Here is a 25,462-nt window from a genome sequence, read left to right on the forward strand (position 1 = left end):
AATATCAAGATTCCCTGATAATTATGTAGTTACGGTTAATGATATATTCCACAACTCCTACTTCAAACTCTTCTGCTGTATTAAATAACTCTGCTTTAAGCGGACAATTACCCCAGCAGATATTTACCCGTAGGGAAGTAATTCCACTTCAAAATGACGTACTTTGGCGTATTGAATACGGTGCAGTTCGTACCTTAACGTGGGGTGAAGACGGAACATTCATCACTCTCGGTTATTGGGGATTAGGGGATCTGATTGGCTATCCTTTATCTAGAGTCAAGCCCTACCAAATTGAATGTCTCACAGGCGTAGAAGTAAGCATTGTACCGCCTCATTTATGGCATCAGGATATTAATGCTTTGTTGTCCCATATTCAACAGGCAGAGGATCTATTAAGTATTGTGCATCGAAAACCAATTTCGCTACGCTTATGGCAATTTTTGGTGTGGTTAAGTGAAAAATTTGGACGTGATGTAGATAAGGGCAAGCTAATTGATTTAAATGTTACCCATCAAGATATTGCTGAAGTATTAAATACCACGCGAGTAACAGTTACCCGGCTCTTACAGCAATTGGAGGAAGAAGGAACAGTTTTACGTCACAAACGCCGCATTATTTTGCGTTTACCAAATAAACTAATTAAAAATTATGGTTCAGCAGTATGTTAGCTGAATTGCTTGTAAAATTCACAGAATGTAATGTATAATCGTGTCTGTGATTATGTGTAGAATCCCCGAAAGTAAAGTGTTATAAGCGTTTTACAGTGGTCGGGTTATTTAGGTGTGAGTGAGAGTAAAAACATGGCAAAACGATTCTGGAATCTTTTTAAGGTTAGTCCATTTGTTGTAGCAGCAACATTTTTGGTTGCTAATAGCGCTCTAGCTGCTGAAGTAAACGAACAAGTAACAAATGTTGGCCAGTTATCTGAAGCTCAAGACTCTAATGAGATGAGTCAGGTAACATCAGTTTCGCAATTTTCAGATGTGCAACCCACAGATTGGGCATTCCAAGCTTTACAATCCTTAGTTGAGCGCTACGGCTGTATTGCAGGTTATCCCAACAGTACCTATCGTGGGAACCGTGCTTTGACCCGTTATGAATTTGCCGCAGGTTTGAATGCCTGTTTAGATCGGGTTAACGAACTGATTGCCACAGCTACTGCCGATTTGGTCAGCAAACAAGATTTAGCTACTTTACAGCGCTTACAAGAAGAATATTCTGCTGAACTAGCAACTCTGCGCGGTCGTGTGGATGGATTAGAAGCCCGCACTTCTGAACTTGAAGCCAATCAGTTCTCCACTACCACCAAATTGGTTGGGGAAGCAATTTTCAACGTGTCTGATGTTTTTGGTGGAAATAGGGCTGATACGGATGCCAACCCTAATAATAATCCCGACTTAAACAGCAACACTGTTTTCTCTGACCGGGTGCGTTTGAACTTGTACAGCAGTTTCACTGGTAAAGACCAACTGCAAATCCGGTTGACTGCTGGAAATATCGTCAATAATAGTGGTGTGACCGGTACTAACATGACCCGCTTGGGCTATGATGTGGGTACTGCGGACAACAGCGTTAGCATAGATAAAATCAACTATGCTTTCAACTTTACTGACGCAGTGCGTGTCAAAATTGACGCTAGTGGAGGTGAGTTATGGGAGAACGTCAACGCCTTCAACCCCGACTTTAGCAGTTCTGGTAAGGGCGCTCTCTCTCGTTATGGACGTTTCAGCCCCATCTACCGTCAAGGTCAAAATGGTGCTGGCTTGACTGTTACTTTCAATCCTAACGAAGCTATTAGCTTGACTGGTGCTTATTTAGCACCTTCAACTGGTAATGGTGTTTTTGGTGCTAATAATCCCGGCCTTAGCAACGGTCTGTTTGATGGTGATAATACCATCTTCGGTCAATTGACTTTCAAACCCACCAAAGCCTTCAATATTGGTCTGACCTACGCCCGTAGTTACTTCGCAGGCAATGCTGCCAACAGCCTCTTCCAAGGTACAGGTAGCGCCTTTGCCAATAATCCCTTTGGGACTGGTACTCGGACTGAATCTAACAACTACGGTGTAGAAGCGACATTCCAACTTGGCTCTAAGTTGGCTATTAGTGGTTGGGGAGGTTACACAACTGCTGATGCTAGAAGTGGTGCTAATATTGGTAGAGATGCAGACCTTTGGTACTGGGCTGGAGCGCTAGCTCTGAAAGATTTCGGTGGAGAAGGCAACGTCTTAGGTGTTATCTTTGGTCAACCACCTAAAGTTACTGGTGGCAGCATCAAAACAGTTAATAACTTAGACACCGATACCTCTTATCACTTAGAGGGGCTTTACAAGTTCAAGGTTTCCGATAATATTCAGGTCACGCCTGGCTTGTTGGTAATCTTCAATCCTGAACACAACGACGCTAACGATACCATCTATGTAGGTACTCTGCGTACTACCTTCACCTTCTAAAATTGGCGATCGCAAATAAAGCTCAGAATTAGATAAATAAAAGCCCGCCTTGAGGTGGGCTTTTGTTCAGGAAAAAAATCAGCTATGTAGGATTATAATCTGGCTGATTGGATATATCTTTATCTTTAGGGGGGCGATCGCTACTCCAAGCCCACCACACAGTACCACAGTGGCAATAATAGAACTCTTGCCACTTGCGACGACGGTCTTCTGTAAGTACAGGCGATCGCCGATTTAGCCAAACTTTTTCAGCTTCTCGGCTAGTTGAGTGACAATTAGGACAGCAAAATTCATAAGCGTGTATTGCCTGATTCGTCCATTCAGGCGGGAGGATAGCAAAAGCGTCCATGTGGTTACAGTAATATCAATGGTTATCCAAAACTTTGAGGTTTTGAACTTGGGGGCAAACGGATACTATAAAATCCCGCCACACTATCGAACTGCTTAATCAATATTCTTATGGCTTTGTCTGAACTATTTATAAATAGCCATTTACAGATATTTTCATTAATAGAATAACCATTTAGAAAGACTGGGATAGCATCTCACAAATCAAAGGTTAACACAAATGGTAACTAAAATAATTACTATGCACATTATGGCTAATAATTAAATTTATGGAGCCAAATGTTGAAATTCGCCGTTTATTAGATGTAATGCCTGCTTCTGGTCGGATGACGACAAAAATCGTTAGCAAACCGGAACAGGCAAAAGTGATTGATGCGTCCTTTCCCCAACCCTGGAATCAGACGCGACCGATATATATTAATTTCGATTTGTGGCATCGCCTAGCAAAGCCGCAACGAGACTTACTGATGTTACAGATGGTTAGCTGGTTGACGGGGGTGAAGTGGTTTAAACCCGATATTTATCAAGGCGTGGTGCTGGTGGGGATGTTAGGCGGCTTATTAGAAGCATCGCAGTCAGATGTGGTAGGTGTAGCCATAGCTGGGGGATTAAGTGCGATCGCTGCTTTTCGGATCTGGCGCACTAATAAATCTCAAGAGTCAGAGTTAAATGCCGATGCAGCAGCAATTCGCATCGCACAACGGCGCGGTTATTCAGAATCTGAAGCAGCGCAGCACCTGTTATCTGCCATTGAAGGGGTAGCAAAAATTGAAGGGGGTTCTGGTTTAAATTTTACTGAGTTGATTCGTTGCCAAAATCTCAGAGTGATCGCAGGTTTATCACCAGTGGGTATACCAGAAAGCTATGATAAGTAGAATAAATGTCTCTGCTACCCATTTGTAGCAATATATGGGTTTTTGACCGCGATCGCTCCCACAACATCTAAAATTAGATGAGATTTTGGTCTTATCTAAGCTTAATTTATACTTTTTTATCAAGTGCTTACCTAGTACCGCTTCGCGTAATTCGTAATTCGTAATTCGTAATTCGTAATTACCGTTGCGTAAGGGTTTTAGACATTTCAAATGGTCTGTTTATTTCCGCCGTACTGTACTAGTGTGGTAAAACTTAACTTAAATTCTGTCAGTTACTAACGGAGTTGATAGGAATGGGTACTTTAATTGTTATTGGCTTGATAGGGGTTTACGGAGGTGGCGTTTGGAAGTTTTGGAATGGGTTTGGACGGACTAATTTTAATCCAACTTTGACCAATCGCATTGGTTTATCTTTGCTATGGCCAGCTTTGTTTATTACGAATCAATCCTATCGTCGAAACTTTAGAAAAGCGTTGAAGGGTTAGAGTTCACTATTAAGTCTAACGTTATCTAAATCTGACGGTGGCATATATCCAATATAAATCTAACCCACCAACCCCCTTTCCCTAGAGTGGGGAAAGGGGGTTGTATTTGCTCATCCTGAAAAAATAGGAATTAGGGGAGGAATAATTTCGTAGTGTTTACAAGTGAAACCTGTTAACAATTGGAAAGTATCTTCGCTGATGAATTTGCGAATTATTTGCCATTGGTGAGTAGATGGATTGCTGCACCTACAGCTGCACCATCAACAGCATTCCCAAGAGTATCTCTACTATCGCCAGTCACTACGCCAGTCACTGCGCTAGCACCTGCACCGACTCCGACATCTTGACCAATGTTCCGGTGACGGCGATTGCGAGTCTTTCTCAGACCATTTGCCCCATTGACGGCTGCACCGGTGACACCACCTTTGACAGCATTGCCTAATACACTACCATTTCCCCTAACGGCTCCGGTGACGACGTTGGTGACAGCACCAATACCTGCATCTCTTAGTACTTGGTCATCAGCAGCAGCCGGTTTAGCAGGAACCAAAGTTACACCAGCTAAACTTGCAGCCATGAGGCTGGGTAGAAGTGTGCGTTTTAGGATTTTATTCATTGTGTTACCTTCTCAAAACATCAAACAATCAATTGGCTAAAAACCAAAGTTACTAGTGGAGGATAAAATCAGATTTTTTATCTTAACAACACAGCAACTATTTATTGTTCGAGAACATATATATAGTCGCATTTATCAAGTCATAACTGCATCTACTGAAAGCATGAATATATACTAAGCCCTGAGAGGGTCTTGCTAATTTATTAGCTGATACTAGAGATTACACATTGACAAAATTAATCAAAGATGTATTTCAGATTTTTTGGATGTAAAGTTTTATTTTTCCATTACTAGCAAGTGATTTTTGACGAGCAGCCGCATAGGGTTTACCCTATCTATCTAAAGGTAGTTGCCAAAATAATCAAACTAATTCGTCGGGGTTAATATTTAATTCTCTCAGTTTAGTAGCCAAGTGTTGCGATCGCACTAAAATCCTAAATCTACAGCAATCCGGTGGGCGCAAGCAAACCCAGAGAAAGCTACTGCATTCAATCCCTGACCAGGAAAGGTACTATCCCCAACACAATAAAGTCCTGGAATGGCTGTGCGATTAAAGGGCATCTTCAATAACCCCCGCAACTTACGCCGAGGAATTGGCCCATAAGTGCCATCCTGACGACCCAAAAAGCGGCGATGGGTGCGGGGTGTGCCTACCTCTAGATAATCTAACCCGGCATCTAAACCTGGAAAAATCTTCTCTAGGCGATCAATAATTCGCCCAGCCGCCTCTTCTTTCTTCGCTTCGTACTCACTCGGAGAAAGTTCTTGCCAATCATCAATCCAATGAGGCGTGAAGGCATGAATGATGTGATATCCACTTGGTGCTAAATCTGGGTCAAGCAATGTGGGAATCGAAACAAAAATTGTCCCTTCTGCTGCTGTCATCTTTTCCCAACCTTCCAGCAAAATATGGTGGCACTCTGTCCCCGCAGGTAAAACTGACTCTTTTACCCCTATATGTAAACTCAAGAAGCTTGGAGATTTTTGATAATTTTGTTGCCAATTTTTCTCATTAAGTGGCATTTCTTCTGCTGGTAGTAGTTGCTCGAACGTATCCCAGCGTGTGGCATTAGAAACTATGCGTTTACCCCGATATACTTTACCATTAGCCAGTTGCACACCTACCGCTTTTCCCTTTTCTGTGAGGATTTTCGTGACTCTAGCTTGGTACTGAATCTTACCCCCAGCTTTCTCTAGACCTTCTACCAGTTTTTGGGCAATTTGTCCCACTCCACCTTTTGGATAGTTAACTCCGCCATAATGCCTGTCAGAAAAGACCATCCCAGCATTAATCATTGGTGTCATGTCTGACGGAACCACCGACCAGCAATAACATTCCATATCGATAAATTTCAATAGTTCGGAATCTTTGATGTAGCGTCTGGCAAAATCCCCGGCATTTTGGGGCAGATACTTAACTAAACCGAGACACGCCAAAGGACGCTGGAAAAATACCCGCAGTAAATACCGAGGTTCTTCCAGCGACAGTAAATCCATGCTGTTAAGACACTTAAATACTTTTTGGCATTCGTCATAAAAGCGACGAATCCCTTTTTCTTCATGGGGAAAATGAGCAATAAGATTTTGCAAAAATTTTTCATAAACCCGGTCAACCTTCAGGTCTAAGCCTTGGGGTAGATGATAGTGAATCTGTACTGGATCTGCGATCGCATTTTGGCTAACATTCACAGCTGCCAAAGCGCGGGTGAGTAAGTTTGTAGTGCCGTTTTGTCCCAGCCCAAAAATCATCGATGCGCCAACATCAAATCGATAGCCTTGGCGTTCAAAATAACCAGCGCTGCCACCTGGAATCAAATAACGTTCCAGCACCAGCACTTTCGCTCCCTTCGCCGCTAGTTGGGTCGCTGTTACTAACCCGCCAATACCAGATCCAATCACGATCGCATCAATATCTTCCATTTTTGTCCTTTGTCATTTGTCCCTTGTCATTTGTCCCTTGTTCTTTGCCTAGAGTCAATCAATATTTAACGCGGTGTGCAACTTTCTCTCAAACCTAACCCCCAACCCCAACCCTTGTAGCGTTGGGGAGCAAGACTTAAAGCCTCTCCCCGAAGCGGAGAGAGGAATGGAAGCGGGGTTTTAAGAATAAGTTGCACATCGCATTATTTACCAATGACCAATACTTCGACTTACCTCGACTTCGCTCGGCACAAGTCGCTCAGTACAAGTGACCAATGACCAATACTTCGACTACGCTCAGTACAAGTGACCAATCAAAAAAAAGAGGGACGAGCCTGCTACTGCTGACTAATCCCGTCTGCCGATCCTTAAAAGAGAGGAGAACACTGGATAATAATATAGCCTTGATTGAGAATAGATGTCAACTACTAATGAAAAACTTTATCAATAAATTTGAGAGGATTAATTTTAGCTGTCAACGAAGAGGAAAAAGGGCAGGAAGCTTTCTAGCAAGGGGGAGAACCTCATTAATAAGTTTAGGGTCTTGAAATCAGGACGTATAAACCCCGTGCGTTGCGTCTGGTAGACGCGTAGCGGCTTCTCGGAGAGTAATATAGCGGTTCTCGTTTGTATGCAATACACTTTGACCTCTCTCCAAACCTCTCTCCTAAAAGGAGAGAGGCTTTGAATCTTACTCCCCTTCCCTACAAGGGAAGGGGCTGGGGGTTAGGTCTGTATTGGACTCAACTGAGAAGCGCTATAAATGTTTGTGTTTTGAGCATAAATAAATTTAGAGGATTGAAACCCTTGATTGCTGGGGAATTCCAGACTTTTTCCCCCCTGCCCCCTGCCCCCTGCTCCCCTGCCTTTTGGTCAGCCGGATGCAGGAAAGAGTATTATGGTGTTTCAGTTCTTGTACAATAAAAAGTCGCCTATTTCTGGCTATGACGCTACAATTGCGCGTTTATGTTCCACCCCATCCCCTGATCAAACACTGGCTGGCAGTCGCCCGTGATGCAGGCACGCCTTCAGTATTATTTCGCAGCGCCATGACTGAGTTGGGAAGATGGCTGACTTATGAAGCTGCGCGAGACTGGTTGCCGACCCAAGAAACAGCAGTGCAGACTCCTTTGGATACCTGTCAAGCAACTGTGATCGATCCGCAAATACCAGTAGCAGTAGTACCGATTCTGCGGGCTGGACTAGGATTACTTGAAGGAGCGCAGACTTTATTACCTTTGGCATCGATTTACCATCTTGGCTTGGCGCGAGATGAAGAAACACTGCAACCTCATTGTTATCTGAACAAGTTGCCAGAAAAATTTGCCCCTCAAACACGAGTGTTAATTACCGATCCCATGTTGGCAACAGGAGGGTCGATTATGGCTACAATGGCAGAATTAACACAACGGGGCGCTGACCCGTCCCTGACCCGGATTGTTTGCGTAGTGGCGGCTCCACCAGCTTTGCAAAAATTGAGTGAAGCTTATCCAGGTTTAATAGTTTACACCGCTACTATTGACGAAAAACTGGACAGTAAGGGGTTTATTGTACCGGGATTAGGAGATGCAGGCGATCGCACATTTGGGACTTAAGCTAGTATGCAGCTAGGGCGGATGAAGATAGCATAACTACTGTAAAAGTTGCAAGGTTTGTTGAAGGCGGTAAAGATATGAGTCAACGAGATGGTTTTAGCAGTGGTTTTTTAGCAGGGGCCTTTGTCGGTGGCGTATTTGGCGGTGTTATCGGCGCACTAATTGCTTCTCGACGCAATTCCGAATTGGTAGCAGACGACGAGGTAGAACTGACAGATAGCCAAGTCGAAGCTAGGAAAATAGCAGCAAAGCGCCGTCAGATGAAAGCCTCAGAGAGTGACAGCATCGGCATAGAAACGGCTAGGCGATCGCTAGAAGATAAAATTGCCCAGCTAAATGCCACAATTGATGATGTGCGAAAGCAACTCGGAAATGTTAGCGATTCACCCCAAGCAACCAATGACCGCGCCCTGACTAAAGATTCGTGAGGTTTGTTCAGGCGTGGTGAAAGTGTCAAGTGTGGTAAATGTGAAATACGCAAACACTTTTGACTTTGGACTAAATTAAAATTAAAAGATAGACCGCGTTTGACACTTAGTAGGAAACCAACAAATCCATGTACCTTCTGATTAACACTCTGGCCAGTTTCATCCAGATTTATACCGTTTTGCTAATTATTCGGGTTTTATTGACCTGGTTCCCCAATATCAACTGGTACAACCAACCCTTTACCACTTTGAGCCAGATAACCGATCCTTATCTTAATCTGTTCCGCTCAATCATTCCCCCTTTAGGCGGTATGGATTTTTCCGCAATGCTAGCGATCATACTGCTTCAAGTAGTAGGTGGTGGTCTGCAATCCATCTGATAACACAGAATTTGCAGTTTGCTCCATGTTTAACTAATGAATTTTAGGTCTGGGCTAACCAGCTCAGACTTATATAAAGTCAAGGCTAATAAGGATAATCATGGATGCGATAATTGAAAACTGACGCTATATTCTACGATATATTTCAAGAATTTCCTAGTATTTTATTTGATCTTATTGGTCAATCTAATACTAATACCAATGCTTATAAGTTTATTGCACCAGAAATTAAACAACGTTCTTTTCGTTTAGATGGAGTATTTTCTCCTCTAGAAGGATTTGGTAATGAACCGCTTTATTTTGTAGAAGTTCAATTTTACAAAGATGAAGAATTTTATGACCGTCTATTTACAAGTATTTTCCTTTACTTTTCTCAATATAAACCAGTCACTTCTGAGTGGTATGCAATAGTTATTTATGATAAGCACAGTAATGAAATATCCTGTCCTTTGCGTTATCACGCCTTGTTAGAGCCTCATTTACGCTGCTTTTATTTGGATGAACTTGAGGTAGTAGCCGAAGAATCTCTGGGTGTAGGAATTGTACGATTGGTTGTAGAAACTAACAATAAAGCCCCAGAACTTGCTAAACAGTTAATTGACAAAGCTAGATTGGAATTAGCCGATGTTCTCACCCAAAGAAAAGTTTTAGAATTTATAGAAGAGATTATTGTTTACAAGTTTCCCAATTCTAACAGAGAGGAGATAGAAACTATGCTGAATTTAAATTTGCTAAAACAAACCAGAGTTTATCAAGAAGCAAAAGAAGAAGCAAAAGAAGAAGTAAAACAAGAAGCAAAAGAAGAAGTAAAGCTAGAGCTAGTAACTAAATTAGTACAAAAAGGGCTAAGTATTCAGGAAATAGCAGAATTATTAGAATTAGACGTTGAAATCATCAGGAAATCTCTTAATTAGAGAACTTCTCCTAAGAGGATGTTTGAAAAGTCTTTTTCTCGGTAGCAAATACTTTGAGATCCCCCTAAATCCACGCCACTTGCTTCACTACAGCGCAACTCTTGGAGACGCTTTGCGTTAAGCGAATCTATGCCGTACCACTTCGTGGAAGCAAGCTAGCAAGAGCGTCTCTAAGAGTTGGCTTTACGCGCATCCTGCGGCGGGGGAGACCCCTGTTCCCGCAGTGGCTCCCCTTAAAGAAGGGGGACTTTGACTCTTCCCCCTTTCTTAAGGGGGGCTAGGGGGGATCAATAAGTGCCTAAAATCACAGCCAACCACTTTTCAAACAACCTCTAAAGTAGTATTTTACTAATGGAAGGAGCATCGCTACACACTACATTCTGTGAAGGGACTATTTTTATTTGTCCACTATTCATCCCGACACTGAATCTTTGGATAAAGTGCGGAACTTATAGAGGGAAAAGTTAAAGTTTATTACCTACGCACTTGACCACTAAAACCAGCAGCCTTAAACTGCTTCAGCTTCAACGGAGTAGGTTGATTTGCAGGTACAGTAATTCTCAGTTCAAAATCGCTAATACCTGTTGGTACTTCAGGAATAGAACCTAAGCGAGTCCGGTTTTGCATCACTGAGTCATTGTTGGCATCGTAGATACGTCCAAAAATATCTGCGTCGTAGACTGTTTTATTAGTGCTATTTTCTGCTTTGCCAATGACCATAAAACAATTAGCAGCCGCACTACCACTACTGATAACAGCCCCTTGTGCAAGTTCTGGTGGACAATCTTTATAAGAAACATCAAATAATCTAATCTGTGTCAACGCTATAGCAGGGGGAGTAATCACCCACGATAGAAAGGCGATGAGACAGGAAATAAAAACGACCGTGAGTGACCGCAACCGCATACAATACCCCGTGACTTAATCCAAAAATATGTAACTTATAACCTCAGCTTACCTGAATTTAACTACAACGAGATTGAAGACTTTAGAAGAGGTAGAATTCATGGGATATCCGCAGAGGAATCGTCAAAACTCCCCTACCCACTCTAGAAAGGTAATAATTAGGGAAATAAACCCTCAATTGCGATTAACTTATGACTCCAGATGAGATTGAAGCATCTATGCTCGCAGCCTTTAATGATTGTGATGCAGCAAGCTGTCCTCTCACTGACACGCAGAAAAAGATATTACTGCAAGTGGTCGAGCAAATTCAGGGAAATTCTACCTCTAGGGCATCAGATATTGCTAATCCTTTAGACGAACTTACACCAGAGGAGTTAGAAGCATTTTTACAGTTTGTTAAGGATGAAGAACAACGCAACCGCACTTGGAAAGTACAATTGCTCAACGACTGGCTGCGAGAAAATGACTCTGGAACAGTACAATTTATCCGAGAACGCTATGGTTTACAGTGGTTGAATCGTGTTGAGTCATGCCATTTTGATAAGTATTCTTATTTTGAGGATGCACTAAAGTTAAGAGTAGGCGATCGCATTGAAGTTTCCAATGCACTATGGGAATGGGTGCAAAAAGATGGGCCTTGTAAGCGCGAATGGTTTCCTTGTATGGTGATTAAGGTCGAGGAAATTAGCAACGGTGATGATTCCTCTACTAACTGCGTCGTCCGCTTCTTTAACGGCGCTGAGTATGAAATTCAAGGAATCTACGAATGGAATCGCTATAACTGGCGTTGGCCGCAGAAATAGTGAGAGTTTGGAGAAACGCGATTAATCGCGTCTGTACAGGAGTTGGGAATAAATCTAATTGAGCCTTTATGCTCTGATTGCTGCTATATCAATACGGTTCGGTTAAGCCAAGAGATGCGATAAATCGCCGTCAAGACGAAGGATTGATTATTGTAGAGACGGCGATTTATCGCGTCTTTGTGATTTAGAATTTTCATCAAAAAACCCTAACCGAACCCTATTGGCTGCTGTATGTTGATGAAATTATTGCTTAAACAACGCCCAAGCCAAAAACCTCTCGGTATGATACAACGCTAATTGATTGCTCACACCATTGAAAACTGCATCAAAAGCGTGTTCTGCCCAAGGAATTTGTAAAAAAACCGCAGTATTACCAGAGTTATGTAAACTTTCGTACATCTGTCTGCCAAATCGCGCTTCCACCAAATGGTCACGACTGCCGTAAATTAATAAAGTTGGTGGTAAAGGGTGCGTTAAATAATTTATCGGTGAAGCAATTTGATACTGATTAGGCAATTCTTGTAATGAACCACCGAGAAATGCTTTTAAAACAGCGCGGGTGTTGATAGGATCGGGAATTGGTGGCGTTTTGTATCCCTCAGTCAAGTTAACAGGCCCGTAATAGTTAATTACAGCCCGAATGGGCGGTGCATCTGGTTGATAAACCGCTAGCATTGCTAGATGCGCTCCCGCAGAACGTCCTATAATTACCATGCGTTCTGGATCGGCTTCATAAGTTGCTGCATTTTTGCGAATAAAATTTAAGGCTGTACGCACGTCATCTAACTGAGTTGGAAACTGATATTTAGGTGCGTGTCGATAGTCGATGGAAAATACCGTATATCCCTGATGAGCGATATATTGATTAAACTCAGAATTGGCATGAGGGTTTCCATATTGCCAAGCTCCACCATAAATTATTACCACTGCTGGATATTTCCCTACCTGTGGGGGTTGGTAAACTTCCATTTTTAAAGGCACTCCCGCAGGAGAAGCAAAAAGAATATCTTTTTGATAACGGGTTTTACCTAATGCAATACCCCGAAAGAAATTAACTAAATCAAAGGGATGGGTTTGCATTTTAGCCCTTACTTGGACTGGAATTTGCTCTAGATAGTCTGTTCCCAAACCTTGCTTCATTGCTTTATCCATCTGCATTTGAGTTAATGGGATATTCGTTAGCACCCATGCACAAAGTAGCAATCCTATTGAACTGAAAATGGAAGATAAACGCCGTATTTTATAGCGACGGATGCAGAAAAAAGAAAGCAATAAAGAGAGTGAATTTAATAACAATAACCAAGGACTGACTTCTGGCGCTCCCACTGCTAGGGTGAGTAAAGACATATTTGGAGCCGGAAGAATAATCCAAGAACTAAGAAATAGACTTGCAAAACTTAGTAATAATACAAACCATGAAAAAACTATTTTGGGTTTGGGAAACATAAATCAAAATGCTATCAATAAAGACAATCTCAGTAAGTCGGTACTAATATTTTCAGCTATGTTAAGAAATTTGGCGTTGCATATTTGCGGGATAGGCAACATGAGCGTCCCTTGTATTTCCGGGCGGGCAGGATGCCCACCCCACAAGAATCATCCCTTAATTCAGCAACGCCAAAAATTTAAATGTAGGGTGTGTTGTCGCCAAGCGCCGCACCGCCAGTAATCTAAGGTGCGTTAACCTACGGCATAACACACCCTACAGCTAATTTATATTTCTTCATCTATATTGAATTTTCTCGCCGACTTACTTAGCTCAAGGTAATTATTTTTCTATCAACTTAAACCCAAATGCTTTTGCAAAGCTTGGCGCATCACTTCTACAGGTATATTTTCCTGCTGTAACCAAATTTTTAATGCTGCTACCCCTTGTTGGACTAGCATTTCTAAGCCATCGATCGCAATTGCACCTTGTTTTTGAGCTTGCTCTAGAAATTGCGTCGGTTTAGGTATATATATTAAATCGTAAGCGATCGCACCTGTTGGTAAATTCGCTATTTCCTCTCCACTCAAAGGCGACTCATCAACCTTGGGATACATCCCTATGGGGGTTGTGTTTACCAGTAGATTAGCTTGGGGAATTAGCTTTGAAAGTTCCTCCCATTGATGAACTTGCAAATTTTCAGCTATGGGTGAATTGCTCCAACTATCGCGGAATTCTTGTAATCTCTGCACATTCCGCCCAACAACATGAATTTTCGCAAAACCTAGTTGGTGACAACCTACTACAACTGCCCTAGCTGCGCCACCATTGCCTAAAATTACTGCTACCTTCTGACTCCAATCTTGCTTATAGGTTGTCTGCAATGGGGCGATAAATCCTTCTATATCTGTGTTTGTCCCCACCCATTGATTATTTTGGCGGCTAACTGTATTGACTGCCCCTATAGTTTGAGCAAGAGGGGTAATTTCTGAGAGCAGGGGCATGATTGCCTGTTTGTGGGGGATTGTAACATTAAAGCCGACAACACCAATAGCGGCAAAGCCTGCGATCGCTACTTCTAAATTCTCTGGTGCGATGGGAAAGGGAAGATAAACATAATCTAATCCTAAATTCGCGATGTCTACGACGAGTTGCGCTAACGCAGCATTATGCATTGCTGGCGACAGCGAATGTTCCACCGGATGTCCAATTACCCCTAGCAGTTTGGTTTTACCCGTAATCAATTTGTCATTTGCCATTTGTCAATAAATCAGTAGTGATTTTTCCCTGCTCAATTCTTCTAAAGCAAGGATTCCAGTTTTTATTATCACTACATATTTACCCAATTCTCACACATCACGGGCTTTGAAAAAATTGTAAATGGCAAGTGCAATAGCTATAAGTAATACTGCATGAATTAAATTTCCAGCAATATGAAGTACTAATCCTAATGCCCAAAAAGCAACCAGTACAACAACAATACCCCAAAGTATACCTAACATATATTTACTTTTAGTAAGGTGATTTTTATTTGTTCAGATATTATATCGTCTAACTTGAGTTTTATCCTATTTGCCTTAAGATAGATTCGGAAATTTAAATCATCTTTCTTAAGAAGTAATTTGAAAGCATTTATTATTTTTGAATAGCTAGATTTATATACTTATGCCATACAGGAGCAGCACTTTCAAAATTCAAACTTCAAAATTACAATCCCCTTGAACAAGAATTCAGAAGTCAGAATTCACCAATCTTTTAGTGGGGGATTCAGACCCGCCACTTTCTTGTTGACCACCAAATTGAAAATTTGGTTGGGGTCTTAAACCCGTTTATTCAGACGCTCTCTACGAGACGCTAAAAGCGAACGAATACTCGCTCTAAGCGAAGCCATGCCGTTGGCGCAGCCTCTCGAAGAGAAGGCTTTACGCTACGCTATCCGCCAGTCGCACAAAATTCATACTGAATTCTGACTCCTGAATTCTGTTTAATAAATAATTTTAGAGGCTTGTATCCTTTTCTTCTCAGGTCAAGGCTCAAGGGTCAAAAGCTAACCCTCTGCTCTACACTACAATTATTAAAGCTACTTAACAATTCTTTGAATCATGCAGGCAACTACAGCCCCCTCTACAACCACAATTCCTGGTAAATATTGGCAGTGGCGCGGGCACAACGTTTACTATGTGCGTGCGGGAAACAAGCAATCGCAACGTCCGCCGTTGCTTTTGGTACATGGATTTGGTGCTTCCACAGACCACTGGCGCAAGAATATCACAGGATTGTGTCAAGATTTTGAAGTATTTGCGATCGATCTTTTGGGATTTGGGCGATCGGCAAAACCAAAATTGCAGTACAGTGGCGACTTGTGGCGCGACCAACTCCATGATTTTATTAGTGAAGTAATTGGTCAAAAAGCAGTATTAGCGGGTAATTCTCTTGGTGGTTACGCTGGCTTGTGTGTTGCAGCACAACGTCCTGACAGTGCGGCTGGTTTAGTCTTACTCAATAGTGCTGGGCCTTTTAGCGAAAGCCAGCCGACATCTGAGCCTGAAGCTTTACAATCAGAAATTCAGGCTCCAAAACAAACGGCTACTTTGCAAAAACTTCTTGGTGATGGCACTAAGTGGATTTTTCAACAACCTTTAGCCCAGTTTTTGTTATTTCAGTACGTGCGTCAACGTTGGGTAATTCGCCAAACTCTAGAAAAAGTTTATCTTGATAAGAGTGCTATTACAGACCAATTAATAGAAGAAATTTCTCGCCCTGCTTACGATCCTGGTGCGTTGGATGTGTTTGTTTCAGTCTTTAGCACTCCTCAAGGGGAAAAAGTTGATGTGCTACTAAAGCAATTAACTTGTCCTCTATTAATGTTGTGGGGAGAAGCTGACCCTTGGATGAATGCTAGAGAACGTTCCCAAAAATTTCGTCAATATTATCCTGAACTCACAGAACACTTCTTAACAGCCGGTCATTGTCCCCATGATGAAGTACCCGATAGAGTAAATCAACTTTTTGGCGATTGGGTTTTGTCTATCAACAATTAATATTAACCTCTCACTGTCTTGAACTTTATATAGCGGTTTTCGTTTGGATGCAATACAGTTTGACCTCTCTCCAAACCTCTCTCCTAAGAGGAGAGAGGCTTTGAATCTTGCTCCCCAACGCTAGTAGGGAAGGGGCTGGGGGTTAGGTCTGTATTGCACTCAACTGAGAACCGCTATAAAGGTCTGTCCCTCTCCGACTTGGAGAAGGATAGATTTTGGATAGTCAAACCAGGGAGAGGTCTTTTTATATTTGGGAAAGTTTGCAACGAAATGGCTGCTTTTCTTCTTTGTTTAAAACAATCCCTCCGATTCAGCGAATTTACGCAGACGCGATATACACTGGCGCTGATAAAAACTGCTTAATGTCGGAATTGACAAGTCAAACTCCTCAGATAATTCTTTCCAGCTAACTTCCGGGGGTAGGCGTTTAAGAATTAACACCTGACAATTTACATCTGGTCGCCCTTTAATACAAGTACGGCGCAGTTCTCCGTCAGAATCTGTCTTAGCCCATGTCTCCAATTCTTCTAGAATAGGAGGTGCCTGGGGGCTAGCTGGGAGGTTATCTACAGGATCAATTGTTTCACTTGTTCCACCCGATGTAGACTGACGAACCCGAAGAGGCATTGTTGTGGCTTGTTCTCGGTTCTGGTTAATGTAAAAGTCTTGTAGTCTCCGTTTTAGGTAAGCATTTAGCCAGGTGATGATGCTCCCATAGTTGGGGTCATAGATTTGACCAGTCAAGCCATCACAAACATTGCGGCAGAAATACAACCAAGTTTGTTGTAGTGCATCTTGATAGTAGGGAGTATTTTCCCTCCAGAGTCTATTTGCTGTCAAGCGAATAATTTGCGTGAGCAGCTTCTGACGCTGAGGACTTCCAAGTGGGTGTCCACAGGCTTCGGTAACTAAGCGGCGTAGCTGTTCATCGAATTGAACCATGACAATCTTGAGGCAGAAAGCAAGAATATCTTAGTATTGCGTATAACAACGCCACAAAAAATTACCTTTCGTCAAGATATTGGGAACTGGGGATTGGGCATGGGGCATTGGGCATTGGGCATTGGGCATTGGGCATTGGGCATTGGGCATGGGGAATTGGGCTTCGCGGTTCCTGAGCGTAGTCGAAGGGCAGTACAAGTGCCCCATGCCCACTTTCCTCAATATAATCCGAGCCAAGAAAATAAATTTTCCCACCAGGAATATGTCAGATTGCCAACGCTCAGTTTCATTTTGTTGCGAATGTCTTGAATCTTCCAGTTAGTGAGTTTAGCCAGAGTTTGCGCCTCTTGTTCAAAACGCTTGGGCAAAGACTGCTTATATTTTCTACCCGCCTGACATTTTAGTTCTCCTTGGAACGGATGTTGCAAAACATAACGCCCTTGGAAAAATTCACTGTTAGCAGTTTGTTGGAATATCAAGTCTTCAGGAAATTTGTCGCGGGTGTAGCGGACATGCAATCGGGAGATGAAGACGCTATTTCTCGGAAAGGGACGACGAAAGCTTGGAGATACTGGCACATTACTTTCAGAATTATCATCTAGCCAAAATACGCCTGCTTGCTTAAGCTCATCTGGGGTTAGAGGATCGGCAGAACAGGGATCGCAACTACCCATATTCCAAGCGTATTCTAAAAAACCAACTTTCTTGTCTTCTTTGGTGTAGGCAGTTTGAAACATTGATTTGTAGAAGTCACCAAATTCATCTTTGACAAACAAGGGAACGTTTGTGTCGGAGGGGATTTTCACTGTCCGATAGTTAGTGATTTCTGCCTGTCCTTGGGGTGAGAGGATGTAGACAATCAAATCCTGCTCTGTCGTGGCATTAATCATGCCTAAACGAATTGGCAGCATGAACTTGGGTGACTTATAGGAAATTTGTAGCGGACGAAGGAACTGGTAGCCAGATTTCTCGAATTTATCTAAGTTGACTTTGGCAACAAAGAATTTCATTGAGGAGCGGATGTAGGGTTTTAGTAACTGTTTCGCACCTCTGGGGATTTTGTAGCCATTGCGTTTGAGCCAAGTTTCTAGTCCGCCAGATTCTTTAGCACTAAGGATCAGGATGTCGTATTCGCCGACGTTGAAACGTGCTTCGACTGTTACACCCAAACTAGCATCGCCCCTTGCTCTCCTCGCCTCACTTATCGCTCCTGCTGGCGCTGGTGCTGCATCCATCTCAGCGCTATTATTTATTGCCAGACAAGGATCTGGATCAAAATATTCTACCAATCGCGGCGCACTAAAGGCATCTAAGCGTTCAATAATCTTGGTTTCAGTGACGCGGACTTGTTCTTTTTGCAGCACCGTTGGTACTGGTACTACCATTGCAAAATCTTTGACTTCGCCTTGAAAATCGTTTGCCATTGTTAGGACGGTGCGATCGCTATCTCGCGCTATCACCACCTGAGAAGCTTTGTTATACAGTTTTGTATCAGCTTTAGCTACATAAAATCCACAAAATGCCCAAGCTGCTGGTGCAAAGCACAAAACAGCTACAATTGCCAACAATAATGGCGTTAAAAGTCGAAAAAACTTCATTATTTTATACCTCTATTTTTTTAGTAATGAGACGCGATTAATCGCGTCTCTACTCCTGCTTCCCCTACTCCCTCATCCCCCTCTTGCCAAACAAACCTTGGCGCTAACCAGAAAACATCTATTAGGATGGTCAATGGCGCAAGGGCAAACAGCGCCCAGAAAACTGCTGTGGAAATAAAGAAATAATTCCGCAGGATAAAAGTTAATCCGGCGATGCAGATTGCCCAAACTACACGCCCAATTCGAGAATTGGGGATCGATCGCGGATCTGTAATCATAAATAGGGCGAACAGCAGCAAAGACCCGCTCATCAATCGATGCCAGTAAACATCCCAAGTCCAACCCAGCCAGAGATTGCGAATCGCCTCTAGCAAGGAGTAGGAACCTAAAAAAGCTGCTGTGGTGTCCCAGCGACCAACGCGCTGTAAAATCATGCCGCCAGTGCCGGCAAATAATAGCCCATACCACCACTCTTCACCCCACTGTCCCGGCGAAACCCAAGCATCGGGGGTCAAAATCAAGGCAGATATGATGCCAAAATTGGTGGGGTTAAAGAAATGCTTATCGCCGACTTGGAAGATAAATTTGCTTGCGATCGCAATTGCTGCGGCTATTGCCATTGTCGTCCAATGATCAGCCCGCAATAGCAGTCCCAGTCCTAGAGAGGTAATTAAAGCACTGCGGAGATTTGCCATTTGTTCTTTGCCAGTAACTAATGACAATATCCATTGGGTTGCGAGACTTGTGGCGATCGCTACCCCAATGAACTCTGGTCGCAGCGTCCAATCTCTTGTACCGATTCCCAATACTAAGAACAAGCCGAGAAATAGAATTTGATAATCTCGTATATCTTTGAGCAACATTAATCCTTCAATTCCGGGATTACCCGTAGATTTCTCATCAATCTAGACGAGTGTTAGCTCAAATAGTAATGCTGTTACAGATTTTGTTACAAAGACTGACTTACCAGATGTAAATTACCATTTAAGAACTTATTGTTGATTGCCAGAAGTGCAGATATCGCAGTTTCGCAAGCAAATCTATCAAAAATTGTCAGCAGCAGATAAACGCAAATGCAGCTAGCTCCTCTGTTCCCAATTTTCTATCGCATTCTCCAACCGAGTTTTCCCAATTGCCTTTGGGGTGGAAATCCCCATACTAAAGCGATCGCACTCACCTTTGATGATGGGCCCCATCCTCAATACACACCCGAAGTTTTGGCAGTATTGGATCGCTACAACATTACAGCCAGTTTTTTTTGGTTGGGTGTTTGCGTTAACCGTTCACCAGCGATCGCCAAAGCTGTTAGCGATCGCGGCCACTGGATCGGATTGCATGGCTACGATCATCGCTCTTTTCCCATGCTTTCCCTCAATGAATTGAAGGACAGTTTAGAAAAAACCCAAGTTGCCATCTACAATGCCTGCAACCTACAACCTGAACAAGTGCGGGATGTCCGTCCCCCCAATGGTTTATTTACACCTGCTACTTTAAAAATTTTTTCTCAGTGGAATTACCGTTCAGTTATGTGGAGCGTTGTACCAGAAGATTGGGTACGACCAGGTATAACCACTGTAGTACAGCGAATTATGCAGCAGGTCAAAAATGGTTCACTAATTGTCTTGCATGATGGTGCTTGTGGTGGACAAGATGTTGCTGCCACAATTCAAATTCTCATTCCGCAACTGCTACAACAAGGTTATGAGTTTGTGACTGTTGATACTCTGTGGCAGCAAACTAAGACTAACCATTCATTGTTAGACATTTAAGGATAGATAAAGTTAATAATTAGCTCTAAATCAGGCTTTTTCATAAATTATGAAAACACTTTTTTTAGCTTGGCAAGATCCTAAAAGTCGGGCTTGGCTTCCCATTGGTCGCTTAACATTTGACGGTAAAAAATATCAATTTGTGTATACGCATGGTGCTGTAAAAGCTCAAGTTCAGCACAGGTTTCAGCTATTGTATTCTTTCCCAGACTTGAACAAGGTATACACATCGGTTGAACTTTTCCCTTTATTTTCTAATCGGTTAATGCGACGCTCTCGCCCTGATTACAAAAATTATATTGAATATTTAAATATTCCTGAAGGTGAAGACGATCCAGTTACCATCCTTTCTCAGAGTGGTGGACGCAAGGTAACGGATAATTTTGAAGTTTTTCCCTGTCCAGAACCAGATGAAAATAGTTTATACCATATCCATTTTTTTGCACACGGAGTGCGACACTTTCCCGCTTGTGCAATAGAACGGATTAGTCAATTACAAATGGGTGAACTTTTATATTTAGCTAACGAATTTCAAAATCCCCATGATCCGCGTGCATTGCTTTTATGTACTGAGGATCATCACATCGTAGGTTATTGTCCTCGGTATATTGTGGATGATGTTTTTAAACTCAAGAGCAAAAATCCTGAACTTGTAAAAGTACATGTTGAGCGCGTTAATCCAGCACCGACTCCTCTCCAACTACGTTTATTGTGCAATATGACCGCAGAATGGCATAATAATTTTCGTCCATTTTCTAGCCCGGAGTATCAGCCTTTAGTAGCTGATATTCCTGCTAGTTATGCTAGTTCCTAGAGTTGATGTGAGGCTAGAAAAGCTTCAACTTCAACAGTTGTTGGTTGAGAAGCGATCGCACCTGGTTTAATAGTAGTCAGTGCCCCAACAGCACTGGCATAAGTGACGATGCGTTTTGCGGTTTCAGCATCCCGCAAGCTGTGGATGCCGTACTGACTCAACTGGTGGATGAATCCTGCCAAAAAGCTATCCCCTGCACCAGTGGTATCAACTACCGGGATGGAAAAGGCAGGTAATTTGCCTTCGTTTTCGCCCAGACAGTATGTACAACCGTTTTCGCCATCTGTTACGAGTACTCCTTCAATTGAAGCCAAGCGGTAAGTAATGGCTCCCGGATCTGCGGTTTCAAATAACCATTCAGCTTCTTCTTTGGAGAGTTTGAGAAAATCGACTCGCTTAAATAATTCTGGAATTTTTTGATGAGCGATGTTTGGCTCGTCCCAAAATACAGGCCGCCAATTGACATCTAAGACAATCTTCAGATCGTAATGTTCTGCTAACTCTAGGGCGCGGTAAATTGCCTGTTCACTTTCAGGATAGGCTAATTCCAAAGTACCCAAAACCAGAAAATCTGCCTCTTGAAACAGCGCATCTGGTAATTGTTTGGCTTGCAGGCGAGTATCGGCAAATTCTGCGGTGTCATACTGACCAAATCCGGCGAAGGTGCGATCGCCAGCCAGATCCCGTGTAACATAAACTTGCCGCGTTGGTGCTGTGGGATGGCGTTGTATCCCCGTCGTCTCTACACCTACATCTTGTAATAGCTTGACCAGTGCATTTCCTGCTTCATCTTCACCAACGGCTCCGATAAATCCTGCTGTCGTCCCCAGCTTCACTAAAGCACAGGCTACGTTAGCCGGTGCCCCTCCTGGGTAGGGAGTCCAGGATTTCACTTCTTCCAGCTTTAACCCTAATTGATCGGCTAAACAATCAAACAAAATTTCACCGAGGCACAAAACACGGGAATTGCTCATTTCATTTTAGATTTTAGATTTCGATTTTGGATTAGGAATTTACAGTATAAAATCTACAACAATTTTTGCTAATTTGTCGCCAGTCCTTCATAGAATTAAATAGCAATTTTTACTACTCCATAACATCTATATGCTTCTAATCATCGCCAAAATTATCTAAACATTTATACTAAGTTATAGACAAAAAGAAGTGTTGTATAATACTTATATATTGTCGTGATTTATATTATTGCCAACTTGAAATCCAAAGAAAATATTGACAATAGTATTACTGCTAACACTTGAAACCCCTACTAACAAAAGAATCTTCTAGAATTAGAAAGAGCGATTAAGTACATATACCAAAGGAGGATAGAAATAGTCATGGCTGGTGGCAAGTCTGAGACCCCCGTTAGTCTGTCAGACAGAGAACTGCAAATTATCGACCTAGTGGCCGCTGGCTTAACTAACCAAGAGATTGCAGGAAAACTGGAGATTAGCAAACGTACAGTTGATAACCATATCAGTAATATTCTGACCAAGACCGAGACCGAAAATCGAGTAGCTCTTGTCCGTTGGGCCTTACAGTGGGGCAAAGTCTGTTTAAATGATGTCAATTGCTGTCTTCTGCCTAACCAGATCGAATAAACAATTTACTAGTAGCAACGTAATTGCTCTGGTCTGGTAAAATTGCAAGCCAATTTTGAGGTTAACTAATTGTTTCCCTCCTCACGCCTAAGTTTTCAGTGTGAACACTCTACCAAAAGTTCCGAGTCCTTCACTCAGCCGGAGTTTATGTTAGTGGAGCCAGCTGACCCTCGGACTCGGAAACTATAACAAAGAATTCCTTTCCAAATTGACTGGGGATTGGCCAAACAGGGCATGAAGAAGAGACAAGGGAGACAAGGAAGAGGGGGGAGACAAGGGAGAGACTTGTTTAATAATTCCTCCTTGTCCCCTTGTCCCCCTTGTCCCCCTGCTCCCTCATCTCCCCCCGCCCCTCTGCCTCCCCCATGCCCAATGCCCCATGCCCAAACTCAACAATTAACCACAAAAATTAGCAACAATTCAGTGGTGCAAGCGTTACATTTGAGAGAAATCTATATTGCTCCATCGGCTTGGAGAGTGGTGTTCCAATGAATACTTCTGCTTCTTTTCAAGGTGGCTCGTCTCCCTTTGAATTTTTTAACTTTGATCTTACGACACCTGTATCTGAGAAAGTTCCGAACCCAGAATACCGTCCCCTAGACTTTCCGCAACCCACACAAGATGCTGACCTACTCAGGCAGCTATCATTTATTCCAGGGTTGAAAGAAATTTTGATGATTCGGCAGGTTCACGCCTTAGAACACGCTACTGTTTGGGTTCTTAGCGAATCAAAAAGTGGCCATCCTGCTCAAGGAGAAGCTAGTAACGTTCAACTAGATAACGAACTATTAGGCGGTTTATCTACTGAGCATGGATTTTACCTTTATGGTGAAGTAAATATTAGTGATTTGCGGCGTGCGGTAACACTTGCTCGACATCGCCTTACCAATGGAGAATGGGATTTAGCTGTACATCCCCGTTGCGGCACAAATTTATCAGTAGCAATGCTCTTAACAGCTGGACTAGCAGTTGGTGTACATCTGTTACTACCATTTCGACCAATCGAGCAACTTATTGGTTTGGGGTTAGCAGCGACGACAGCAGCTGAACTCGCACCTGATTTAGGTTCTATGGCCCAGCGTTACCTAACAACAGCCATTCCTTTTAACCTAGCAATTGAAAATATTACCCGTACACGCGACGTTTGGGGGCGTGAGGCACATTTTGTTAAAGTGGGCTGGCAAGAGTAATCTTATGGAATCAAAACCACGCACCTTCAAAGAAACCGCTAAAGAAACAACTCTACTGTTTGCAGGGGGCGCTGGCGCTGGACTAATCATCTTTGCCCTGTTCGGCGGCTTATGGCACGTCACTCACTTTTGGTGGGTGATGGCAGCAACTACAATGTTCTGCGGTTTATTAGCCGTAGTATTCCGTCAAAACTTCCAGAAGATGTTAGATGCTTTGATGGATAATGCTCCCTGGATGTAAGAACATAAGGTTAAATATCTCCTTAAAAATTATGAGAAAACTTTACTTCTTACTCCCCGGTACAGATGGCAAATTTGCTTGTGGTGGTCTTTGGGCTGAATTAAAAGCACTTAATCTGGTTCAGCAGTTCTGTAGTGCAGATGTTGTAACTTACCGTCAACAGGAAAAAGGTAAGCTTTTTCTTGATGATTTGCTAAAAGATAAAAATTTAAGTGATGTAGTTTTTGTCATTAGTTGGGGATTTGATGTAGCTCAACTCGTGGCTAAACTTAACCAGTACAATGTTGTTTACCATGCACATAGTGCAGGTTATCCATTTACCCTACCCGCAAGTATTCCGATCATCACTGTTAGCCGCTATACAATGGGATATTGGGGTGAAAAATCGCCTAATTCTCTCATTTATTATTTGCCGAATCAAATTTCTGATGAGTTTAAAAATTTAGGTCTGGAACGGGATATTGATGTTTTAGTCCAGGCTCGAAAATCTTCTGAGTATTTAATTAAAGAATTGATTCCAGCGTTGCAAAAACGTTGTAAAGTATTGGTTGTTGATTCATACATAGAGGATTTACCTGGACTATTTAACCGAGCTAAGGTTTACCTCTATGATTCGGCTGAGTACTGGGCACAACAGGGGGTTAGTGAAGGATTTGGTCTACAACCAATGGAAGCTCTTGCTTGTGGTTGTCAAGTATTTTCTAGTGTTAACGGGGGACTGGCAGATTACTTAGATCCTGGATTTAATTGCTATAAAATTGCTGGATATTCTCAAGAATATGATGTGCAACGTATTCTGAAAGTGATTGATTCTTCAGCAGCTTTTAGTTTATCTAAAGATTTTTTCACTGAGCATCGGACTGAAAATATTATTAAGCGTTTCCAAGTTATTCTGGATGAGTTAAATGAGTTTTTTGATCATAAGATTCAACAGCCATCTAATATTAAGAGTTTGACGAAAATACGGATGGCGAAATTACTCGCTCAGAGGATATATGGGAAGCTGAGGAAGAAATATTTTAAGTAATATAAACGAACCGCAGAGGCGCTGAGAAGCCAGTGCGTTGGGCGGGTTCCCCGACTTGTAGCAACTGGCGCAACACAGAGAGAAGAGAGG

The 25,462-nt window shown here is 42.5% G+C and carries 27 protein-coding genes; 16 read left to right on the top strand and 11 right to left on the bottom strand.

Annotated elements, in window-relative coordinates; translation table 11 throughout:
- Nucleotides 1-38 precede the first annotated feature (38 nt).
- Both HWQ36_RS09720 and HWQ36_RS09725 read left to right on the top strand, forming a co-directional pair.
- Nucleotides 39-668 (top strand): Crp/Fnr family transcriptional regulator, encoded by a 630-nt coding sequence (locus HWQ36_RS09720; protein ID WP_292701234.1) that lies wholly within the window; start codon nucleotides 39-41, stop codon nucleotides 666-668.
- Between the two features lie 132 nt (nucleotides 669-800).
- Nucleotides 801-2,453, top strand: a complete 1,653-nt coding sequence (locus HWQ36_RS09725; RefSeq protein ID WP_292701236.1) for an iron uptake porin — start codon at nucleotides 801-803, stop codon at nucleotides 2,451-2,453.
- A gap of 82 nt (nucleotides 2,454-2,535) precedes the next feature.
- On the opposite strand, the gene HWQ36_RS09730 is transcribed toward HWQ36_RS09725, so the two are convergent.
- On the bottom strand, nucleotides 2,536-2,802 hold the full coding sequence (locus tag HWQ36_RS09730; protein ID WP_292701238.1) for a hypothetical protein: 267 nt from the start codon (nucleotides 2,800-2,802) through the stop codon (nucleotides 2,536-2,538).
- Nucleotides 2,803-3,070: 268 nt separating this feature from the next.
- Between HWQ36_RS09730 and HWQ36_RS09735 the strand changes: the two genes are divergently transcribed.
- Both HWQ36_RS09735 and HWQ36_RS09740 read left to right on the top strand, forming a co-directional pair.
- Nucleotides 3,071-3,676: a DUF3318 domain-containing protein gene (locus HWQ36_RS09735; protein WP_292701240.1), complete on the top strand. Its 606-nt coding sequence runs from the start codon at nucleotides 3,071-3,073 to the stop codon at nucleotides 3,674-3,676.
- Between the two features lie 293 nt (nucleotides 3,677-3,969).
- A complete protein-coding gene (locus HWQ36_RS09740) occupies nucleotides 3,970-4,161 on the top strand; it encodes a hypothetical protein (protein ID WP_012410565.1) in 192 nt (63 codons plus the stop codon).
- 211 nt (nucleotides 4,162-4,372) lie between these two features.
- On the opposite strand, the gene HWQ36_RS09745 is transcribed toward HWQ36_RS09740, so the two are convergent.
- Both HWQ36_RS09745 and crtH read right to left on the bottom strand, forming a co-directional pair.
- Entirely contained in the window at nucleotides 4,373-4,777 is a 405-nt protein-coding gene (locus HWQ36_RS09745; protein WP_292701242.1) for a hypothetical protein, read from the bottom strand.
- A gap of 426 nt (nucleotides 4,778-5,203) precedes the next feature.
- Nucleotides 5,204-6,697 carry a carotenoid isomerase gene (crtH, locus tag HWQ36_RS09750; RefSeq protein ID WP_292701244.1) on the bottom strand — a complete coding sequence of 498 codons (1,494 nt, stop codon included), beginning with the start codon at nucleotides 6,695-6,697 and terminating at the stop codon, nucleotides 5,204-5,206.
- A 944-nt stretch (nucleotides 6,698-7,641) separates the two neighbouring features.
- On the opposite strand from crtH, the gene upp reads away from it, so the two are divergent.
- The 4 genes from upp to HWQ36_RS09770 all read left to right on the top strand — a co-directional run bounded on the left by upp (nucleotide 7,642) and on the right by HWQ36_RS09770 (nucleotide 10,014).
- On the top strand, nucleotides 7,642-8,292 hold the full coding sequence (gene upp / locus HWQ36_RS09755; RefSeq protein WP_292701245.1) for a uracil phosphoribosyltransferase: 651 nt from the start codon (nucleotides 7,642-7,644) through the stop codon (nucleotides 8,290-8,292).
- Between the two features lie 77 nt (nucleotides 8,293-8,369).
- On the top strand, nucleotides 8,370-8,720 hold the full coding sequence (locus tag HWQ36_RS09760; protein WP_292701246.1) for a hypothetical protein: 351 nt from the start codon (nucleotides 8,370-8,372) through the stop codon (nucleotides 8,718-8,720).
- A gap of 128 nt (nucleotides 8,721-8,848) precedes the next feature.
- Nucleotides 8,849-9,100 carry a YggT family protein gene (locus HWQ36_RS09765; protein ID WP_292701248.1) on the top strand — a complete coding sequence of 84 codons (252 nt, stop codon included), beginning with the start codon at nucleotides 8,849-8,851 and terminating at the stop codon, nucleotides 9,098-9,100.
- A 113-nt stretch (nucleotides 9,101-9,213) separates the two neighbouring features.
- A complete protein-coding gene (locus HWQ36_RS09770; protein ID WP_292701250.1) occupies nucleotides 9,214-10,014 on the top strand; it encodes an Rpn family recombination-promoting nuclease/putative transposase in 801 nt (266 codons plus the stop codon).
- Nucleotides 10,015-10,488: 474 nt separating this feature from the next.
- Here the strand turns inward: HWQ36_RS09770 and HWQ36_RS09775 are convergent, their stop codons facing one another.
- Nucleotides 10,489-10,920 carry a biotin carboxylase gene (locus tag HWQ36_RS09775; protein ID WP_292701252.1) on the bottom strand — a complete coding sequence of 144 codons (432 nt, stop codon included), beginning with the start codon at nucleotides 10,918-10,920 and terminating at the stop codon, nucleotides 10,489-10,491.
- A 191-nt stretch (nucleotides 10,921-11,111) separates the two neighbouring features.
- Here HWQ36_RS09775 and HWQ36_RS09780 point away from each other — a divergent pair, with 191 nt between their 5' ends.
- Entirely contained in the window at nucleotides 11,112-11,723 is a 612-nt protein-coding gene (locus HWQ36_RS09780; RefSeq protein WP_292701254.1) for a hypothetical protein, read from the top strand.
- Between the two features lie 243 nt (nucleotides 11,724-11,966).
- Here the strand turns inward: HWQ36_RS09780 and HWQ36_RS09785 are convergent, their stop codons facing one another.
- The 3 genes from HWQ36_RS09785 to HWQ36_RS09795 all read right to left on the bottom strand — a co-directional run bounded on the left by HWQ36_RS09785 (nucleotide 11,967) and on the right by HWQ36_RS09795 (nucleotide 14,651).
- Nucleotides 11,967-13,169 carry an alpha/beta hydrolase gene (locus tag HWQ36_RS09785; RefSeq protein WP_292701256.1) on the bottom strand — a complete coding sequence of 401 codons (1,203 nt, stop codon included), beginning with the start codon at nucleotides 13,167-13,169 and terminating at the stop codon, nucleotides 11,967-11,969.
- Nucleotides 13,170-13,502: 333 nt separating this feature from the next.
- Nucleotides 13,503-14,408, bottom strand: coding sequence for a shikimate dehydrogenase (locus HWQ36_RS09790; RefSeq protein ID WP_292701258.1), 906 nt, complete (start codon nucleotides 14,406-14,408; stop codon nucleotides 13,503-13,505).
- Between the two features lie 90 nt (nucleotides 14,409-14,498).
- Nucleotides 14,499-14,651, bottom strand: a complete 153-nt coding sequence (locus HWQ36_RS09795; RefSeq protein ID WP_012410576.1) for a lmo0937 family membrane protein — start codon at nucleotides 14,649-14,651, stop codon at nucleotides 14,499-14,501.
- 600 nt (nucleotides 14,652-15,251) lie between these two features.
- Here HWQ36_RS09795 and HWQ36_RS09800 point away from each other — a divergent pair.
- Nucleotides 15,252-16,190, top strand: a complete 939-nt coding sequence (locus tag HWQ36_RS09800) for an alpha/beta fold hydrolase (protein WP_292701260.1) — start codon at nucleotides 15,252-15,254, stop codon at nucleotides 16,188-16,190.
- Nucleotides 16,191-16,481: 291 nt separating this feature from the next.
- Here the strand turns inward: HWQ36_RS09800 and HWQ36_RS09805 are convergent, their stop codons facing one another.
- From HWQ36_RS09805 to HWQ36_RS09815, 3 genes are all read right to left on the bottom strand, one after another.
- A complete protein-coding gene (locus HWQ36_RS09805; protein WP_292701262.1) occupies nucleotides 16,482-17,132 on the bottom strand; it encodes a sigma-70 family RNA polymerase sigma factor in 651 nt (216 codons plus the stop codon).
- A gap of 218 nt (nucleotides 17,133-17,350) precedes the next feature.
- Entirely contained in the window at nucleotides 17,351-18,730 is a 1,380-nt protein-coding gene (locus HWQ36_RS09810) for a DUF2330 domain-containing protein (protein WP_292701264.1), read from the bottom strand.
- 20 nt (nucleotides 18,731-18,750) lie between these two features.
- Nucleotides 18,751-19,593 carry an RnfABCDGE type electron transport complex subunit D gene (locus tag HWQ36_RS09815; RefSeq protein ID WP_292701266.1) on the bottom strand — a complete coding sequence of 281 codons (843 nt, stop codon included), beginning with the start codon at nucleotides 19,591-19,593 and terminating at the stop codon, nucleotides 18,751-18,753.
- Nucleotides 19,594-19,803: 210 nt separating this feature from the next.
- Here HWQ36_RS09815 and HWQ36_RS09820 point away from each other — a divergent pair, with 210 nt between their 5' ends.
- Both HWQ36_RS09820 and HWQ36_RS09825 read left to right on the top strand, forming a co-directional pair.
- Complete coding sequence (locus tag HWQ36_RS09820; RefSeq protein WP_292701268.1) at nucleotides 19,804-20,499, top strand: polysaccharide deacetylase family protein; 696 nt, start codon at nucleotides 19,804-19,806, stop codon at nucleotides 20,497-20,499.
- Nucleotides 20,500-20,548: 49 nt separating this feature from the next.
- Nucleotides 20,549-21,313: an HIRAN domain-containing protein gene (locus tag HWQ36_RS09825; protein ID WP_292701270.1), complete on the top strand. Its 765-nt coding sequence runs from the start codon at nucleotides 20,549-20,551 to the stop codon at nucleotides 21,311-21,313.
- Here the strand turns inward: HWQ36_RS09825 and HWQ36_RS09830 are convergent.
- On the bottom strand, nucleotides 21,310-22,287 hold the full coding sequence (locus HWQ36_RS09830; RefSeq protein WP_292701272.1) for a carbohydrate kinase: 978 nt from the start codon (nucleotides 22,285-22,287) through the stop codon (nucleotides 21,310-21,312). The two genes, HWQ36_RS09825 and HWQ36_RS09830, sit on opposite strands and share 4 nt — an antisense overlap.
- Nucleotides 22,288-22,650: 363 nt before the next feature.
- On the opposite strand from HWQ36_RS09830, the gene HWQ36_RS09835 reads away from it, so the two are divergent.
- The 4 genes from HWQ36_RS09835 to HWQ36_RS09850 all read left to right on the top strand — a co-directional run bounded on the left by HWQ36_RS09835 (nucleotide 22,651) and on the right by HWQ36_RS09850 (nucleotide 25,372).
- Complete coding sequence (locus HWQ36_RS09835) at nucleotides 22,651-22,914, top strand: helix-turn-helix transcriptional regulator (protein WP_012410583.1); 264 nt, start codon at nucleotides 22,651-22,653, stop codon at nucleotides 22,912-22,914.
- A 488-nt stretch (nucleotides 22,915-23,402) separates the two neighbouring features.
- Complete coding sequence (locus HWQ36_RS09840; protein WP_292701275.1) at nucleotides 23,403-24,104, top strand: DUF6391 domain-containing protein; 702 nt, start codon at nucleotides 23,403-23,405, stop codon at nucleotides 24,102-24,104.
- Between the two features lie 4 nt (nucleotides 24,105-24,108).
- On the top strand, nucleotides 24,109-24,345 hold the full coding sequence (locus HWQ36_RS09845; RefSeq protein ID WP_196516280.1) for a hypothetical protein: 237 nt from the start codon (nucleotides 24,109-24,111) through the stop codon (nucleotides 24,343-24,345).
- A gap of 31 nt (nucleotides 24,346-24,376) precedes the next feature.
- The gene (locus tag HWQ36_RS09850; protein WP_292701282.1) at nucleotides 24,377-25,372 is read left to right on the top strand and encodes a glycosyltransferase; all 996 of its coding nucleotides are present in this window, start codon (nucleotides 24,377-24,379) and stop codon (nucleotides 25,370-25,372) included.
- Nucleotides 25,373-25,462: the final 90 nt, after the last annotated feature.

This window comes from Nostoc sp. NMS2 (assembly GCF_017115105.1).
In the GTDB taxonomy this organism is placed as follows: domain Bacteria; phylum Cyanobacteriota; class Cyanobacteriia; order Cyanobacteriales; family Nostocaceae; genus Nostoc.

Bases quoted from the DNA above. Each gene is read 5' to 3' on its own strand.
- upp (WP_292701245.1), top strand. From the start codon at position 7,642: ATGACGCTACAATTGCGCGTTTATGTTCCACCCCATCCCCTGATCAAA.
- HWQ36_RS09795 (WP_012410576.1), bottom strand. From the start codon at position 14,651: ATGTTAGGTATACTTTGGGGTATTGTTGTTGTACTGGTTGCTTTTTGG.
- HWQ36_RS09760 (WP_292701246.1), top strand. From the start codon at position 8,370: ATGAGTCAACGAGATGGTTTTAGCAGTGGTTTTTTAGCAGGGGCCTTT.
- HWQ36_RS09800 (WP_292701260.1), top strand. From the start codon at position 15,252: ATGCAGGCAACTACAGCCCCCTCTACAACCACAATTCCTGGTAAATAT.
- HWQ36_RS09820 (WP_292701268.1), top strand. From the start codon at position 19,804: ATGCAGCTAGCTCCTCTGTTCCCAATTTTCTATCGCATTCTCCAACCG.
- HWQ36_RS09720 (WP_292701234.1), top strand. From the start codon at position 39: ATGATATATTCCACAACTCCTACTTCAAACTCTTCTGCTGTATTAAAT.
- HWQ36_RS09840 (WP_292701275.1), top strand. From the start codon at position 23,403: ATGAATACTTCTGCTTCTTTTCAAGGTGGCTCGTCTCCCTTTGAATTT.
- HWQ36_RS09730 (WP_292701238.1), bottom strand. From the start codon at position 2,802: ATGGACGCTTTTGCTATCCTCCCGCCTGAATGGACGAATCAGGCAATA.
- HWQ36_RS09735 (WP_292701240.1), top strand. From the start codon at position 3,071: ATGGAGCCAAATGTTGAAATTCGCCGTTTATTAGATGTAATGCCTGCT.
- HWQ36_RS09745 (WP_292701242.1), bottom strand. From the start codon at position 4,777: ATGAATAAAATCCTAAAACGCACACTTCTACCCAGCCTCATGGCTGCA.
- HWQ36_RS09740 (WP_012410565.1), top strand. From the start codon at position 3,970: ATGGGTACTTTAATTGTTATTGGCTTGATAGGGGTTTACGGAGGTGGC.
- HWQ36_RS09835 (WP_012410583.1), top strand. From the start codon at position 22,651: ATGGCTGGTGGCAAGTCTGAGACCCCCGTTAGTCTGTCAGACAGAGAA.
- HWQ36_RS09810 (WP_292701264.1), bottom strand. From the start codon at position 18,730: ATGAAGTTTTTTCGACTTTTAACGCCATTATTGTTGGCAATTGTAGCT.
- HWQ36_RS09805 (WP_292701262.1), bottom strand. From the start codon at position 17,132: ATGGTTCAATTCGATGAACAGCTACGCCGCTTAGTTACCGAAGCCTGT.
- HWQ36_RS09830 (WP_292701272.1), bottom strand. From the start codon at position 22,287: ATGAGCAATTCCCGTGTTTTGTGCCTCGGTGAAATTTTGTTTGATTGT.
- HWQ36_RS09725 (WP_292701236.1), top strand. From the start codon at position 801: ATGGCAAAACGATTCTGGAATCTTTTTAAGGTTAGTCCATTTGTTGTA.
- HWQ36_RS09775 (WP_292701252.1), bottom strand. From the start codon at position 10,920: ATGCGGTTGCGGTCACTCACGGTCGTTTTTATTTCCTGTCTCATCGCC.
- HWQ36_RS09850 (WP_292701282.1), top strand. From the start codon at position 24,377: ATGAGAAAACTTTACTTCTTACTCCCCGGTACAGATGGCAAATTTGCT.
- HWQ36_RS09845 (WP_196516280.1), top strand. From the start codon at position 24,109: ATGGAATCAAAACCACGCACCTTCAAAGAAACCGCTAAAGAAACAACT.
- HWQ36_RS09765 (WP_292701248.1), top strand. From the start codon at position 8,849: ATGTACCTTCTGATTAACACTCTGGCCAGTTTCATCCAGATTTATACC.
- HWQ36_RS09815 (WP_292701266.1), bottom strand. From the start codon at position 19,593: ATGTTGCTCAAAGATATACGAGATTATCAAATTCTATTTCTCGGCTTG.
- crtH (WP_292701244.1), bottom strand. From the start codon at position 6,697: ATGGAAGATATTGATGCGATCGTGATTGGATCTGGTATTGGCGGGTTA.
- HWQ36_RS09790 (WP_292701258.1), bottom strand. From the start codon at position 14,408: ATGGCAAATGACAAATTGATTACGGGTAAAACCAAACTGCTAGGGGTA.
- HWQ36_RS09785 (WP_292701256.1), bottom strand. From the start codon at position 13,169: ATGTTTCCCAAACCCAAAATAGTTTTTTCATGGTTTGTATTATTACTA.
- HWQ36_RS09825 (WP_292701270.1), top strand. From the start codon at position 20,549: ATGAAAACACTTTTTTTAGCTTGGCAAGATCCTAAAAGTCGGGCTTGG.
- HWQ36_RS09780 (WP_292701254.1), top strand. From the start codon at position 11,112: ATGACTCCAGATGAGATTGAAGCATCTATGCTCGCAGCCTTTAATGAT.